14 protein-coding genes are annotated in these 14,098 nt (G+C 69.2%); 6 read left to right on the top strand and 8 right to left on the bottom strand.

All coding sequences use genetic code 11. From position 1 onward, the window contains the following. The first annotated feature begins 36 nt into the window (after positions 1 to 36). Positions 37 to 1,101 carry a rhamnose ABC transporter substrate-binding protein gene (rhaS, locus tag KXS11_RS09710; RefSeq protein ID WP_437385363.1) on the top strand — a complete coding sequence of 355 codons (1,065 nt, stop codon included), beginning with the start codon at positions 37 to 39 and terminating at the stop codon, positions 1,099 to 1,101. A 138-nt stretch (positions 1,102 to 1,239) separates the two neighbouring features. Here rhaS and KXS11_RS09715 read toward each other — a convergent pair whose 3' ends face one another. After that, positions 1,240 to 1,650, bottom strand: coding sequence for a PLD nuclease N-terminal domain-containing protein (locus KXS11_RS09715; RefSeq protein WP_437385364.1), 411 nt, complete (start codon positions 1,648 to 1,650; stop codon positions 1,240 to 1,242). Positions 1,651 to 1,747: 97 nt separating this feature from the next. Here KXS11_RS09715 and KXS11_RS09720 point away from each other — a divergent pair, with 97 nt between their 5' ends. From KXS11_RS09720 to KXS11_RS09735, 4 genes are all read left to right on the top strand, one after another. Beyond that, complete coding sequence (locus KXS11_RS09720) at positions 1,748 to 2,677, top strand: aldo/keto reductase (RefSeq protein WP_437385365.1); 930 nt, start codon at positions 1,748 to 1,750, stop codon at positions 2,675 to 2,677. 216 nt (positions 2,678 to 2,893) lie between these two features. Continuing rightward, on the top strand, positions 2,894 to 4,012 hold the full coding sequence (locus KXS11_RS09725; protein ID WP_437385366.1) for a LacI family DNA-binding transcriptional regulator: 1,119 nt from the start codon (positions 2,894 to 2,896) through the stop codon (positions 4,010 to 4,012). 180 nt (positions 4,013 to 4,192) lie between these two features. Further along, positions 4,193 to 5,632, top strand: coding sequence for an arabinose isomerase (locus tag KXS11_RS09730; protein ID WP_437385367.1), 1,440 nt, complete (start codon positions 4,193 to 4,195; stop codon positions 5,630 to 5,632). 183 nt (positions 5,633 to 5,815) lie between these two features. Next, entirely contained in the window at positions 5,816 to 6,214 is a 399-nt protein-coding gene (locus KXS11_RS09735) for a hypothetical protein (protein ID WP_437385368.1), read from the top strand. 53 nt (positions 6,215 to 6,267) lie between these two features. Here KXS11_RS09735 and KXS11_RS09740 read toward each other — a convergent pair whose 3' ends face one another. Then, positions 6,268 to 6,885 carry a DNA alkylation repair protein gene (locus KXS11_RS09740; protein WP_437385369.1) on the bottom strand — a complete coding sequence of 206 codons (618 nt, stop codon included), beginning with the start codon at positions 6,883 to 6,885 and terminating at the stop codon, positions 6,268 to 6,270. A 105-nt stretch (positions 6,886 to 6,990) separates the two neighbouring features. Then, positions 6,991 to 7,284, bottom strand: a complete 294-nt coding sequence (locus KXS11_RS09745) for a Dabb family protein (RefSeq protein WP_437385370.1) — start codon at positions 7,282 to 7,284, stop codon at positions 6,991 to 6,993. A gap of 70 nt (positions 7,285 to 7,354) precedes the next feature. Here KXS11_RS09745 and KXS11_RS09750 point away from each other — a divergent pair, with 70 nt between their 5' ends. Further along, entirely contained in the window at positions 7,355 to 8,266 is a 912-nt protein-coding gene (locus tag KXS11_RS09750; protein ID WP_437385371.1) for an NAD-dependent epimerase/dehydratase family protein, read from the top strand. A 47-nt stretch (positions 8,267 to 8,313) separates the two neighbouring features. Here KXS11_RS09750 and KXS11_RS09755 read toward each other — a convergent pair whose 3' ends face one another. The 5 genes from KXS11_RS09755 to KXS11_RS09775 all read right to left on the bottom strand — a co-directional run bounded on the left by KXS11_RS09755 (position 8,314) and on the right by KXS11_RS09775 (position 14,061). Beyond that, entirely contained in the window at positions 8,314 to 9,603 is a 1,290-nt protein-coding gene (locus KXS11_RS09755) for an MFS transporter (protein WP_437385372.1), read from the bottom strand. An 81-nt stretch (positions 9,604 to 9,684) separates the two neighbouring features. Further along, entirely contained in the window at positions 9,685 to 10,980 is a 1,296-nt protein-coding gene (locus KXS11_RS09760; protein WP_437385373.1) for an MFS transporter, read from the bottom strand. Further along, positions 10,977 to 12,332, bottom strand: coding sequence for an NtaA/DmoA family FMN-dependent monooxygenase (locus tag KXS11_RS09765; RefSeq protein ID WP_437385374.1), 1,356 nt, complete (start codon positions 12,330 to 12,332; stop codon positions 10,977 to 10,979). The genes KXS11_RS09760 and KXS11_RS09765 overlap by 4 nt, the downstream gene beginning before the upstream one ends. Next, positions 12,329 to 13,000, bottom strand: a complete 672-nt coding sequence (locus KXS11_RS09770; RefSeq protein ID WP_437385375.1) for a cysteine hydrolase family protein — start codon at positions 12,998 to 13,000, stop codon at positions 12,329 to 12,331. Before KXS11_RS09770 ends, KXS11_RS09765 begins: the two co-directional genes overlap by 4 nt. Next, complete coding sequence (locus KXS11_RS09775; RefSeq protein ID WP_437385376.1) at positions 12,997 to 14,061, bottom strand: LLM class flavin-dependent oxidoreductase; 1,065 nt, start codon at positions 14,059 to 14,061, stop codon at positions 12,997 to 12,999. Before KXS11_RS09775 ends, KXS11_RS09770 begins: the two co-directional genes overlap by 4 nt. Between the last annotated feature and the right edge of the window lie 37 nt (positions 14,062 to 14,098).

A 14,098-nucleotide genomic window follows, 5' to 3' on the forward strand; every position in this document is an offset into this window, starting at 1 on the left:
GCCACAGCACCAGGCGTATCCAGAAAGGAACAGACAATGCAGTCGATTCGAAACCGCGCATCAGGCCGTTCGGCCCGTCGCGCAGCGGCCCTCATCGCCGCAGCAGCATCGCTCGCGCTCATCGCGACGGGGTGCTCCACCGGAGGTTCAGGTGACTCCGCTTCCGGCGGCGCCGGTGCTGCGGAGAGCATCACCTTCATCCCCAAGCAGCTCAACAACCCGTACACCGACGTCGTGCTCGGCGGCGGCAAGGACGGCGCCAAGGCCGCTGGCTTCACCGCGACCGAGGTCGTCGGCCCGCTGGAGGCGAGCGCGTCCAGCCAGGTCTCGTTCATCAACGCCGAGACGCAGGCCGGCACGAACGTCATCGTCATCGCGGCGAACGACCCCGACGCCGTCTGCCCGGCTCTCAAGGAGGCCCGTGACGGCGGCGCGAAGATCGTCGCGTTCGACTCCGACACGAGCAAGGACTGCCGCGACGTCTTCATCTCCCAGGTCGTCGCCAAGGACGTCGCCCTCATCCAGACGAAGCTCATCTCTGAGCAGATCGGCGGCTCCGGCGAGATCGCGATCCTGTCGGCCACGGCCAACGCGACGAACCAGAACGAGTGGATCAAGTACATGGAGGAGGAGCTCGCCTCCAACCCGGACTACAAGGACATCAAGCTCGTCGCGAAGGTCTACGGCGACGACGACGACACGAAGTCGTTCCAGGAGGCCCAGGGCCTGCTGCAGGCGCACCCGAACCTGAAGGGCATCATCTCGCCAACGACGGTCGGTATCGCCGCCACGGCCCGCTACCTCTCCACCTCGGAGTACAAGGGCAAGGTCGCACTGACCGGTCTCGGCCTGCCGAACGAGATGCGTCCGTTCGTGAAGGACGGCACCGTCACCGCGTTCGCACTGTGGGACCCGGCTCAGCTCGGCTACGTCGCCGCGTTCGCCGGCAAGGCACTCGCCGACGGCACGATCACGGGCAAGGAGGGCGACACCTTCAAGGCCGGCGACCTCGGCGACCGTGAGGTGGGCGCCGACGGCACCGTCATCGTCGGCCCGCCGACCACCTTCGACGCGAAGAACATCGACGACTACGACTTCTAGGAGTCGCCAGCACCACCAGCACCACCAGCACCACCAGCACTGCCCGCACCACCAGCACTGCCCTATCTCAGGAGCGCCTCGGCGCGTCGCGGCCGGATCCGGCCGACACGCCGGCGGACTCCTGTGATAGGGCAGTACTCACGTGCGGGGGTTGGCGTCGTCCTCGGGGTCGGGTTCGGGTCGGTTTAGCTCCAGTTCGAGCTTGCGGATGCGTTCGGCGTCCTCGGCCGCCTGGATCTCGCGCTCGAGGGCGGCGAGCTGCTCCTCGGTGTCGCTCACGGCACGATCAGGTTGCGAGGGCGTCGGTGGCGACCATGTGTCGGCGGGGCCGGGACGCCTGCGCGCACGACGCTCCGGGAGCTTGATCCGACTATTCGACCAGTCCTTGCCGAGCGTGAACCACAGCACGACGCCGATCAGTGGGATGAACACGATGAGCAGGACCCACACGATCTTGGGGAGGTTCCTGACCACGGGATCGGGCTGCCCGACGACGTCGATGAGCGCGACGATCGTCAGGATGATGAGCAGCAACGACAACAGGAACATGCCCCAATCCTAGGCAGGCGCTGTGGAGAACGGCCCCGATGTCCACATTCGGCTGCGATGGCTGGCGTCTGTCGGCGGCGACCGCGAGGATGGACGGATGAAGACCATCCCCCTGCCCCAGACCGAGCTCACCGCCTCGAGCATCATCCTCGGACTCATGCGCATCCAAGACCTCGACGACGAGTCGATCCGCACCCTCTTCCACACCGCTCGCGACGCCGGTGTCACCGTGTTCGACCACGCCGACATCTACGGCTCCGAGCGTCACGGCTGCGAGCGCCGCTTCGGCGAGGCGATCACCCTCACCTCCGCCGAGCGCGAGCAGGTCCAGATCCAGTCGAAGGTCGGCATCCGTCCGGGCTTCTTCGACTTCTCGGAGGAGCACATCCTCCGCACCGTCGACGAGTCGCTGGCGGCGCTGAAGACCGACTACCTCGACTTCCTCCTCCTGCACCGCCCCGACTCCCTCGTCGAACCCGAGGAGGTCGCGTCGGCGTTCGACGCGCTGCAGGCATCGGGCAAGGTCCGGAACTTCGGCGTCTCGAACCACACGCCGGCACAGGTCGAGCTGCTGAAGGGCTCCGTGGAGCAGCCGCTCGTGGCCAACCAGGTGCAGCTGTCCATCACGCACGCGCCCATCATCGCCTCGGGTGTCGCCGCGAACATGGCGGGCCTCGACCAGTCGATCGACCGCGACAACGGCATCCTCGACTACAGCCGCCTCACGGGCATGACGCTGCAGGCGTGGTCGCCCTTCCAGGCGGGGTTCTTCACGGGGGTGTTCCTCGGCGACCGCGAGCACTACGCCGAGCTGAACGAGGTGCTCGACGAGCTGGCCGCGACGCACGGGGTGACGCCGATGGGCATCGCGACGGCATGGATCACCCGGCATCCCGCGAACATCCAGGTCGTGCTCGGCACCACCACGCCGTCGCGCGTGCAGGAGGCCGCGGCCGGCTCCGACGTCGCGCTCTCGCGCCAGGAGTGGTACCGCCTGTTCACTGCCGCGGGGCACACGCTGCCCTGAAGCCTGACCAGCATCGGTCGTCGGCGGACCATCCACTCGACCGATCGTCTCGTGACCTTTCTCAGGACCGTTCCGGCGTGTCGGGCGTCTGGAGACCCGACACGCCGCGACTCTCCTGAGAAAGGTCGCCCGCTCTCGAAGGGTTCGCCGGCGAGCCGGCGAGGCGGCCGGGCAGGCGACGCCCGCTACGCTCGGAGATGACGCGGGAGGCACGGCATGGCGAAGGACGACATCGGGTTCGCCGCCGTCGCCAGGCTCGCCGGGGTCTCGAATGCGACCGTCTCGAACACGCTGAACCGTCCGGAGATCGTCGCGCCGGCCACCCGTGAACGGGTGCTCGCCGCCATCAAGGAGCTCGACTTCGTTCCCAACCGCGCCGCCGCGACACTGCGACAGGGCACGAACCGGCTCATCGGCCTCGTCATCCCCGACATCGCCAATCCGTTCTACTCAGCGATCGCGCGCGGGGTCACCGAGGCCGCGGCCGAACGCGGGTACACGGTCGCGCTCTGTGTGAGCCACGACGACGCCGACCTGGAGCTCCGGCACTTCGAGATGCTCGCGGAGCATCGAGCTGCCGGGGCACTCGTCGCCCCGCTGAGCGCGGACGCCTCCCGGCTCGCGCAGCTCCGCCGGGTCGGCAGCCGACTCGTCCTCATGGACCGGACCGCTCCCGAGGGAACGGGCTGCTCGGTCGCGATCGACGATGTGCACGGTGGCCGACTCGCGATGACCCACCTGCTCGAGACCCGCGGCCCGGCACATGCCCCGACGCCTGGTGCTCCTGCGCGATCGCGGCAGGCCCTGCACGACGCGCCCGGAGTGCGGGCACGTGCCCGCTCCACCGACGGAGGCGGCTTCACGCTCGTCAACGGTGATCTCGCTATCCCGCAGTGCACCGACCGCCGCACGGGGGCGCGAGCCGCATTCACCGCTGCGGGACTCGATCCGGATGCACTGCACGAGATCACCGTCGCCGAGATGACTGTCGCCGCCGGCATCGCCGCCGGTCGGGAGATCGCCGCGACGCGTCCCACGACAGCCGGTGTCTTCTGCACCAACGACCAGCTCGCACTCGGCGTCATCCGCGGGTTGAACGGCGGCGGCCTCGATGTGCCGGTGGACGTCTCAGTGGTCGGGTACGGGGACCTCTCGCTCGCCGCCGACGGACGCGTGCCGCTCACGACCGTCGAGCAGCCGAAGGACGAGCTCGGGCATGTCGCCGTCGAGATCCTCCTCGCCGAGCTCGGTGCCGACCGCAGCTCGCACGTGCACGTCACCCGGACGCTCGAACCGCACCTCGTCGTCCGTGAGTCGGCGCCGCTGACGACCTGAGTCGACACCGCCGGAGCGGAACCTGCTCGGCTGGATCGAGCCGCCGAAATGACTCCCGAGGCGAGGGAAGCAGCCCAGGGAACGAGATCGATGCTCGACACGTGGTGGCGACGCGAGTACAGTCGATCCCAGGATTTAATCGATTAAATTCTTCGCCCCACGCCGAACCAAGGATCAACGATGACCCACGACACCGCCGTCCACCCGCTCCTCACGCCGAAGGAACGCCGCAAGCCGCGCATCGGCCTCGTCGCGGGCGGCCTCGGCACCTACTGGCCGCAGTTCCCCGAGCTGCTCCCGCAGCTGCAGGAGTCGGCACGCTACGTCTCCGAACGCTTCCAGCAGATGGACGCCGAGGTCGTCGATGTGGGCTTCATCTCCGACGCGCAGGAGGGCGACGCCGCGGCCGAGCGCCTCCGTCAGGGCGACTGCGACCTGATCGTCCTCTTCCTCACGACCTACCTCACCTCCTCGATGGTGCTGCCGATCGCCCAGCGGGCGAACACACCGGTCCTGGTGATCGACCTGCAGCCCACCGAGAAGATGGACCACGCCTCGTTCGACACCGGCGCCTGGCTCGCCTACTGCGGGCAGTGCCCGGTGCCCGAGGTGGGCAATGTGTTCCGTCGCGCCGGCATCCCGTTCCGTTCGGTGTCGGGCTGGCTGCGGCAGGAGTCGGCATGGGAGCGCATCTCGCAGTGGATCCGCGCAGCGCATGTCCGCGCAGCCCTCCGCCACGCCCGGCACGGCCTCATGGGACACGTCTACCCGGGCATGCTCGACGTCTCGACCGATCTCACCCTGCTCCCGACCACCTTCGGCTCGCACGTCGAGGTCGTGGAGTTCGACGACCTGCGAGTGCTCGTCGACGAGGTGACCGACGCGCAGGTCGCCGACCGCATGGCCCTCGCGCGCGAGATCTTCACCCTCGACGACACCGTGGTCGACGACGACTTCGCCTGGGGTGCGAAGGTGTCGGTGGGCCTCGACCGCCTCGTCGACGAGTTCGCGCTCGACACCCTGGCCTATTACCACCGCGGCCGTGACGGCGAGCAGCACGAGCGACTGGGCGCCGGCATGATCCTCGGTGCCTCACTCCTCACGGCTCGTGGCATCCCGACGACGGGCGAGTACGAACTGCGGACCACGGTCGCGCAGCTCGCGACGCAGGTCGTGGGAGCAGGCGGGTCGTTCTGCGAGATCCAGGCGCTCAACTTCGAGGACGACGTCGTCGAGATGGGGCACGACGGTCCGGCGCACCTCGCCGTCTCGTCGCGAGACCCGCTGCTGCGCGGCCTCGGCGTCTACCACGGCAAGCGCGGCTGGGGCGTGAGCGTCGAGTTCGACGTCCGCCAGGGACCGGTCACACTGCTCGGCCTCGGTCAGGACCGTGACGGCTCTCTCGCGTTCGTCGCCTCCGAGGGCACCGTGGTCCCGGGCCCCCTGCTCGAGATCGGCAACACGACGAGCCGCGTGGACTTCGGACGCGATCCCGGCGTCTGGGTGGACGAGTGGAGCGCGACGGGCATCGGTCACCACTGGTCGCTCTCCCTCGGACACCGCGCAGCCGACTACCGCGCAGCCGCAAGCCTCCTCGGGATCGACTTCCGCCAGGTCTGACCGGGCCCCGGCCCGGCGGCAACACCCCCGGCGTGCGGCGACGCCCCCACCGGGACAGCGTCGATCGAGCCCTGGCCGCAGCGATGGTCACCGTCGACCGAAATAATCCGTTCTCATATATGAGTATTCCGGTGTACCGTGTTGCCTTCCGGTGTTTCCGGTCAGCCGATGAAGGAGAACCAGATGTTCCAGACCACCACCATCGCCATCGCATCACTGCTCACCCTCGCCAGTCCGGGCCTCGCCGCGTCGGAGGCGGCGCCGCGCGACCCGGCGACCCCCGGCTGCGTCGTGCTGCTGATGACCGCCGATCACGTGCAGCGCGAGGTCTCCTGGACCGTCTCCTGCGACGAGGGCCGGTACGTGACGATCGATGCGACAGCGTTCCAGGGCACTGCAGACGACCACGAGATCGTGGAGGTCCAGAACGCCCACCAGTACCTCCCGGCCGGCTCCGAGTGGAGCGGAACGGTGCAGTTCGACGCGGAGGCGATCGACATGATTCGCGCCCAGGCGGTGACCTTCGTCTCGCCCGGCGATCCACACGAACGTCCAGCGATCATCGGCGGCGCCACCGGTTGACCCAGTGAGCGGCCCCGATCACGACCGGTGTCGGCACGAATGCTCGCGCCGCGCTACAGGACCGAGCGCAGACGTTCCGCCGCCGCACTCACGACGGCGATCGGGGCCGGTCGCTGCAGGCCGTCGAGCGCCGTCGCGAGACGCTGCATCGCACGCTCGACATCGCCGGTTCCGGCGCGCAGCTCTCGGATCGGAGCGATCAGCGCCGCGCGTCGCAGCCACGGCTCGTCGCGCATCCATCGGTCGAGGACAGCCTCGGCCTTGGCTCGAGGCGCGCCATCGAGATGCGCGAGGAGCGGACCGACGACGTCGTTCGCGAGCGGGTCGGCGAGCTCTGCCAGTCGCCCCGATCGGAGGAAACCCTCGATGCGTGTGAGATCGGTGTGCCGGAGGAGCCCGACGCTCGATTGCAGCAGCACGATAGTCGCGAGCCGTCGCTCGAAGACCGGTTCCTCCCAGAGTTCGGAGGCGAGTGCCGTCACCTCGTCATGGTCGAGACCGCGGAACTTCCTGAGCGCGTCGCGCACTGTCCCGCGGACCGCACCGACCGATGCACCGTAGGATCCGAGCCCACCACCAAGCCGCTCGACGATGTCGGCCGCACGGTACCCATCGCCCTCGTACCGCAACGCGGTATCGATGAACTCGGCGACAGCAGGCACGTCACCCATTATCTGCGCACCCTGGCGCTCGCCCGACCCTCGGGCGCTCCTTGCACGACGCGCCCCGAGCCCTCGTCAGTGCCGACGCGAGCGGCACGTGCCCGCGGAACCGTCTCAGCGCGCGACGAAGTCGAGCTCTTGGAAGTCGGACACCTCGGGCACCCACCGACCCTCGACGAACGCGACGTGCGCCGGGTGGACGTTGTAGGCGTCGTAGGCGGCCTGGTCGGCGAAGGCCATCGAGAAGTGGAAGGCGAGCGGACTCTTCGGGCTCACCTGGCGGGAGATGGCGAAGTCGGTGACGCCCGGGATCGCGGCGAGCTCCCGCGCGGCGGTGTCGAGGAAGTCGCGCTCGGCGTCGGAGTCCTGGTCGTGGACGAGCGAGAAGGTCACGGTGTGCTGGATCATGCGGTCAATCCTAGACAGGGTTAGAACGAGACAACTTCGAGTGGCGGCCCTGCATCGCTACGGTTGAGCGATGACGATCGTGATCGTGGGACTCGGAAAGCTCGGATCGGATGTCGCAGCGCGACTCACCGCGCGTGGCCAGGACGTCCTCGGGCTCCGGCGGACAGCAGCGACGCCCACCGCACCCGAGCCCTCCTCAGCCCCTGAGCGCGTCGCGGGGCGTCTCACCCACGCCGCGGTCGACCTCATCGCCGAGACGCCGACCCTTCCCACCGACACCTCGGCGATCGTGGTCGCCCTCGCACCGCGCGCCCGCTCCGTCGAGGCCTACGACGCGCTCTACCGCGGGGGCATCGGCCACCTGCTCGACGCGGCCTCGACCCTCCCCACTCCACCGCGCATCGTCTTCGTCTCCTCGACCGCGGTCTGGGGCGAGGATGCCGGCGAGGAGCTCGACGATGCGAGCCCTGCGACACCGGCCACCGGCACGGGCCACGCACTCCTCGCCGCAGAGGGCGCGATCCGCGCAGCTGTCCCGGAGGCGAGCTGCGTGCGTTTCGGCGGCCTCTACGGTCCGGCCTCGACGATGCTCGTCGACCAGGTGCGTGCCGGTGCCGTCACCCGGTCGTCAGGCTGGACGAACCGCATCCACCGTGATGACGCGGCAGCCGTCGTCCTGCATCTGCTCGATCTTCCAGCGGAAGCGCTGCCGGCCGTCGTCGCCGGCATCGACGAGGAACCGGCGCTCCTGTCCGACGTCGTCGACCATCTCGCGGACCGCCTCGGCGTCGCTCCCCCGCGGCTCGACGACGCGGGCCGCACCCTCGAGGAACGCCGTCGCGGCAAACGCATCGCAGCGACGGCCCTGCGGGGCACCGGTTTCACCTACCGGTACCCCACCTTCCGCGAGGGTTACGCAGCGCAGCTCACCGACCAGCCTGCGCCGGACAGCAGGACATCGGCGCGACGACGGGACCTCTGAGCACCCTCCATGCTTCCCCGGTGCGCATCTCCTGCTGCCGGCATTCGCTACGGCTGCTCGCGCACCGCCGCCATCGCTCGACGACCGGACGGCACGAGCGCTGCGATCGCGACCACGGCGAACGTCAGGATCCCGGCGACGACGAGCAACGACTCCACCGAGACGACGTCGGCGAGCGGCCCGAACACGACCATGCCGATCGGCATGGACACTGCCATCACGATGCCCACGAAGCCGAAGACGCGACCCTGACGTTCGGGCTCCACGCGCTCTTGCAGCAGCGTCATCGAGGTGGTGGAGAAGAACGGCACCGCGAGCCCCAGCAGGAACATGAAGCCGAAGAACACCCAGAGGTTCGTCGAGAGCCCGAGACCGATCGACAGCACTCCGAACACCACCGACGACCCGACGATGAGCAGCACCCGGTTCTTCGTGCCGCCCCAGATCGCGATGATCGCACCGCCTCCCACCATGCCGATGCTGAACGCGATCTCGTTCACCGTGAGCATCCACACCTCGTCGCCGAACGTCCGCGCGATCATGAGCGGCGTCAGGTACGACGGGGCGACGATGAGCAGGAACACGATCGCGAAGAGGATGAGGAGCCACCGCACGAAGCCGTGGTGCCAGACGTACCGGACACCCTCGACGAGGTCGGCGAAGTAGCCCGGCCGCTCCCCCGCCCGGACGAGCGTTCGCACCGGGACGAGCAGCAGGAGACCGATGCCGATCGCGGCGGTGACGACGTCGACGAAGAAGATCGCGATGAGCGATGCGCTCGCGTAGAGCGCCCCGGCGGCGGCCGGCGCGAGCAGCATCATCGCCGACTGGATGGACCCGTTGATGCCGTTCACCCGCATGAGCTTGTCGGTGGGCGTGATCTGCGGGATGAGCGCCGACACCGCAGGCATCTGGATGCCGGCTCCGACCGAGCGGATCGCGAGCGTCAGGAAGATGAGCCAGAGGTCGGTGACACCGTTGAGGAGGAAGATCGCGAGGGCGAGGGTCGTGACGGCGATCGACCCGTCGGCGAGGATGATGAGCAGCTTGCGGTTGAGCCGGTCCGCCCACACCCCACCGAAGATCGACACGATCGCCTGCGGCAGGAAGCCGGCGACCGCCGCGAGGGCGAGCACGACGCCGGACTTCGTCTCGAGCGTGAGATGCCACATGATGGCGTACTGCACGAGCATCGAACCGAACAACGACACGGTCTGGCCGGAGAGGAAGATCGCGACGTCGCGACGCCACTGCGGGCGCGCTGCGTCGTCGAGCTGATCCGGAGCGCCGGGATCCTCGATGGGGGGAGTGTCAGGGGTCGCGTCCTCGACAGCCATGTGGACACCGTACACATGCTGCGCGGTGGAGTCCATGCCCTTGTGGAATGTCCGGAGCCGACCGGTCGTCGAGCCAGTCGGTCATCGAGCCTGTCGAGATGCGAGCAGCCACCACACCAGCGGCGCGTTCCCGAGCAGGATGACGGCTGCGATCACGCCGACGGCCGGGAGTGCGCCGAACCCGTCGTACACGGCGAGCGCCACGAGCGGCCCGACGACGGCGCCGGCGTCCCCCGCGGTCCGGGTCACCCCGACGACGAAGCCGCTGCGCTCCGGGGGGATCGCCTGGCTCATGAGCACCGAGGGGACGACGCTCGCGACGCACGCGGTCACGAGGAACAGCAGCATCACGAGCGCGTACGACACGGGGCCTGCGGCGAACGGGAACACGAGCATCGCCAACGCCGAGATCACGATGCTCGGCAGGAACACCCACACGAGTCCGCCCCGGTCGAGCAGTCGGCCGATGCCGAGCACGACGCCGAGTGAGACGATCGTCGCGAGAGCGAGGGCGAGGCCGAGCGTGAACGGCGTGAGGCCGCCGATGGCGTAGCCGAGGAGCGGGATGAGCCCCTGCTCACCGGCGAACCGTGCGAAGAACGCGGCGACGGAGGCGAGCGCGAGCGCCACGATGAGCGAGGTGACCCGCGATCGCTGGCCTCGGAGCGGCAGCGGCGGCTGCGTCGGCAGCACGGTGGCGCGTGATCGCGCCGGCACCCGCATCGGCACCGCCCAGTAGGTGGTGGCCGGGCGGGCGAGGTCCCACAGCAGGCATCCCACGAGCGGCACCACCGCGACGGCGAAGGCGACGGGCAGCGGGAACACACTGAGCGCCAGGCCACCGAGGAACGCGCCGAGCGCACCGGCGGACATCTGCACGGCCGTCGCCGTCGACATCACCCGGCCACGTCGATCGGCGGGGGCACCGGCGACGAGCACCGCGAAACCGACGGTGATCGCCGCACCGCCGAGCAGCCCTGCGACGACGCGCGCCGCGACGAGCACCGGCACCGTGGGGCTGAGCCCGGTGGCCGCCGTGACGATGACGAGGAGCCAGCACACGATGTGCAGGAACGGCCGAGGCCGCCACCAGCGCAACGCGATGCCGGCCGGGATGTTGACGATCGCACGACCGAAGCCGAAGGCCGCGATGATCGGGCCGAGCACGAGCGCTGTTGCACCGAAGCGCTCGAGGTAGAGCGGGAGTGCCGGGACGATCGTCCCCCAGGTCATCTGGGTGGTGCCGATGAGCGCACAGATCAGCAGCGTCTGCGCGGTGACCGACGTGCGCTGCCGACCGGCGTCGTCCGCTGGGTCGACGGCACGGGCATCGGCCGGCGGGCGACCCGACGCCGTCGCCGGCCGATGCGCGCTCACCGGGCCAGGTTCTCGCGGAGGGTCCGCCCCTGGTAGGGCTCGCCCATCGCGCCACGGCGCCGGAGTTCCGGCACGAGGAGTTCGGTCACCTCGGCGTACGACGCCGGCATGCTCAGCGGGTTGCCGACCATGTAGCCGCCGCGCGCCCCCGTGGCCGCGAAGTTCTCCTCCAGGGCGTCCGCCACCTGCGACGCCGTTCCGGCGATCGTGTGGTCGAAGCCGACGGCGTGCCGCCAGCCGCGCTCGAAGAACTCGTTCCGGCTGATCTCGTGATCGGCTCCGAGCTCGGCGACGAGCTGCCCGACGAAGCCGGCCGGGGAGGCCTGGGATCGGACGATCTCCTCGGCGAGCTCACCGAGGATGATGCGGTCGGGCACGGCGGAGAAGTCGTAGCCGGCGTTGTACGACAGGTACACGCCGACCGCTTCGTCGCCCCAGTACTCGAGCATCTCCCGCTTCTTCGCTGCGGCCTCGTCCTCGCTGCGGCCGAGGACGAGCTGGGTCGTCCACAGGATGCCGACGCCCGCAGGGTCTCGGCCGGCCGCGAGGAGCTCTGCGTCGAGGGCGGTGCGATGGCGCACCTGGTTCGCGACGTTGCCGCCGATGCCGAAGATGAGGTCGGCGAACTTCGCGCTCGTCGTGATGCCCTGCGGCGAGCTTCCCGCCTGCACCAGCACCGGGTGCCCCTGAGGACTCGGGGCACTCGTGAGCGGACCCTTCACGTCGAAGAACCTGCCGTGGTGGTCGATCGCGTGCACCTTCGCCGGGTCGGCGAACCGGCCGGTCTCACGATCCATGACGATCGCATCCGGCTCGACGGAGTCCCACAGCGCTTGGCACACCGTGATGAACTCCTCCATGCGTTCGTACCGCAACCCGTGTTCGAGCAGCTGGTCGTAGCCGTAGTTCGCGGCGTCCGAGAGGCGTGTCGAAGCGACGACGTTGAAGGCGATGCGGCCGGAGGTGACGTGGTCGAGCGAGTTGAGGAGCCGGGCGACGTAGAAGGGGTGCATGAACGTCGACGAGTAGGTGAGGCCGAAGCCGACGTGCTCGGTGACAGCCGACATCGCCGCGATGAACGGACTCATGTCGTGCCTCGGCCATTGGACACCCCATTCGACGGCCGGATCCGTCGATCCACGCCAGGTGTCCGGGAGCCCGCTGCCGTCGCCGAAGAACAGCATGTCGATGCCACCGCGCTCGGCGGTGATCGCGAGCTCCTGGAACATGCGGACATCGGGGAAGGTCCGCGACACCCACGAGCCGGGCCTCGCCCAGCGGCCTTCGGAGTGCGTGAACGACAGGTCGAAGGCGAGGTGCATCTCGTGCGGGTCTGCGTCGGACGCGCTCATGCGCCGACCACCGCAACCCGCTGTGACGCGACCGCTGCCAGCAGGGCGTCGACGGTCGTCGGCTTGGCGACGGACAGCGCGAGCTGCTCCACAGCGTTCTCGTGGAGGCGGACCTCGTAGGCCGCCGCGGCGTCCGTAGGCAGCAGCACGGGGTAGCCGAGCTGCATCGCGTCGTTGGCGGTCGAGGCGACGCAGCACTCGGTGGTGAGCCCGGCGACCGCGACCCAGGACACGCCGGCGGCACGCAGGAGACCGTCGAGTTCCGTCCCGAGGAAACCGCTGTACCGGGACTTCCGCACCCGGATGTCGCCCACGGCGGGGTGGACGCCGTACCAGTCGGCCCCCGGCGTTCCGACGATGCACGGCTCCTCGTCGCTCATGACGAGCGGATCGCCGCCGTGCAGCCAGTTGCTCGACCCCCACGGTGCTGCGGGGTCGGAGGCGAGCTCCACCCAGACGATCGGGAGTCCGAGTGCACGGGCGCCGTCGACGAGCACGCCCATGCGGTCGATCGCGGCGACGAGGGCCGCCGAAGCCTCGGTGTCGAGCCCGTACCCACCGAGGTGGGCCGGGTCGGCGAAGGAGCGCTGGACGTCCACGACGATGACCGCACCGGCCGCGGCATCGAGGCCGTCGAGCAGGCGGTCCGGTCCGAGCAGGTCGATCATGCGGACACCGCCGACAGGTCCTGTGCGCGCAGACGCGGGAGGACCGCCTCACCGAACGCCGGGAGGTCCTCGTGGTAGTCGGGGAAGATCAGCATCAGGCCGTCGAGTTCGGCGCCCTCGACGACCGTGTTGATGTGGGAGAACACCGAGTCCGGCGACCCGGCGACATAGGGGGTCTGGAACGCGTCCTGGCCGGTGGCCGACTGCGTCCACGACGTCGCACGGTCACGGGGCATCCCCCACGAGACGCGCATGTTCGCCAGTGCCTCCACGTCGACACCCTCGGCGATCCTCGCCACGCGACGCTCGGCGAGGGCATCCGTCTCGTCCATCACGACCGTCAGCATCGCGTAGGTCTTGCACTCGCGGCCGAGTGCCGCGGCCTGCTCGTGGACGTCACGCGACGCGATCCGCAGATCCTCCATCGTGTCGCCCGACAGGAACGCACCGTCGCTGCGGCGCGCCTGGAAGTCGCGACCGGCCGGCGAACGACCAGCGCTGATGACGGTCGGTCGAACCCGCGGATGCGGCCGCGACTCGCAGTCCGTCAGCTGGAAGAACTCACCGTCGAGGGTGACGGAGTCCTCCTCCCACAGCCGGGTCACGGCGTCGGTCCACTCGTCGACCATCCGGTAGCGGGCTTCCTTCGACATGTCCGCGTCCCACAACCCCATCTGCTCGAACTCGTCCGCATAGGACCCGGAGACGATGTTCATGCCCGCGCGGCCGTTCGAGATCTGGTCGAGCGTGACGAACATCTTCGCCGCGATGACCGGGTTGTGGATGTTCGCGTGGACGGTGGCCCAGATCTTCACCCGCTCGGTCGCCTCAGCGATACCGGCCATCATCGTCATCGACTCGAGGCTGCGACCCCAGTGGTCGGTGCTGCCGCCGAAGCCGCGCCACTTCGCCATCGCCATGACGAAGTCCATACCGGCCTCCTCGGCCAGGATCGACGCCCGCTTGTTGTACTCGTAGCTGCCGTCCGGGTGCGGGGCCGTCGTCGAGACGAGCCAGCCTCCGTTCCCGATCGGGAGGAAGATGCCGTATTCGTGTGCCATGGTGCGCTCTTTCGTTCGCTTCGGAGGTGCAGGTGCT

The organism is Plantibacter flavus, assembly GCF_051487245.1.
Classification (GTDB): Bacteria; Actinomycetota; Actinomycetes; order Actinomycetales; family Microbacteriaceae; genus Plantibacter; species Plantibacter flavus_B.

Excerpts from the sequence above, each read along its gene's own strand:
- rhaS (WP_437385363.1), top strand. The coding sequence starts at position 37 with ATGCAGTCGATTCGAAACCGCGCATCAGGCCGTTCGGCCCGTCGCGCA.
- KXS11_RS09720 (WP_437385365.1), top strand. The coding sequence starts at position 1,748 with ATGAAGACCATCCCCCTGCCCCAGACCGAGCTCACCGCCTCGAGCATC.
- KXS11_RS09750 (WP_437385371.1), top strand. The coding sequence starts at position 7,355 with ATGACGATCGTGATCGTGGGACTCGGAAAGCTCGGATCGGATGTCGCA.
- KXS11_RS09725 (WP_437385366.1), top strand. The coding sequence starts at position 2,894 with ATGGCGAAGGACGACATCGGGTTCGCCGCCGTCGCCAGGCTCGCCGGG.
- KXS11_RS09730 (WP_437385367.1), top strand. The coding sequence starts at position 4,193 with ATGACCCACGACACCGCCGTCCACCCGCTCCTCACGCCGAAGGAACGC.
- KXS11_RS09770 (WP_437385375.1), bottom strand. The coding sequence starts at position 13,000 with ATGATCGACCTGCTCGGACCGGACCGCCTGCTCGACGGCCTCGATGCC.
- KXS11_RS09765 (WP_437385374.1), bottom strand. The coding sequence starts at position 12,332 with ATGAGCGCGTCCGACGCAGACCCGCACGAGATGCACCTCGCCTTCGAC.
- KXS11_RS09755 (WP_437385372.1), bottom strand. The coding sequence starts at position 9,603 with ATGGCTGTCGAGGACGCGACCCCTGACACTCCCCCCATCGAGGATCCC.
- KXS11_RS09775 (WP_437385376.1), bottom strand. The coding sequence starts at position 14,061 with ATGGCACACGAATACGGCATCTTCCTCCCGATCGGGAACGGAGGCTGG.
- KXS11_RS09735 (WP_437385368.1), top strand. The coding sequence starts at position 5,816 with ATGTTCCAGACCACCACCATCGCCATCGCATCACTGCTCACCCTCGCC.
- KXS11_RS09745 (WP_437385370.1), bottom strand. The coding sequence starts at position 7,284 with ATGATCCAGCACACCGTGACCTTCTCGCTCGTCCACGACCAGGACTCC.
- KXS11_RS09715 (WP_437385364.1), bottom strand. The coding sequence starts at position 1,650 with ATGTTCCTGTTGTCGTTGCTGCTCATCATCCTGACGATCGTCGCGCTC.
- KXS11_RS09740 (WP_437385369.1), bottom strand. The coding sequence starts at position 6,885 with ATGGGTGACGTGCCTGCTGTCGCCGAGTTCATCGATACCGCGTTGCGG.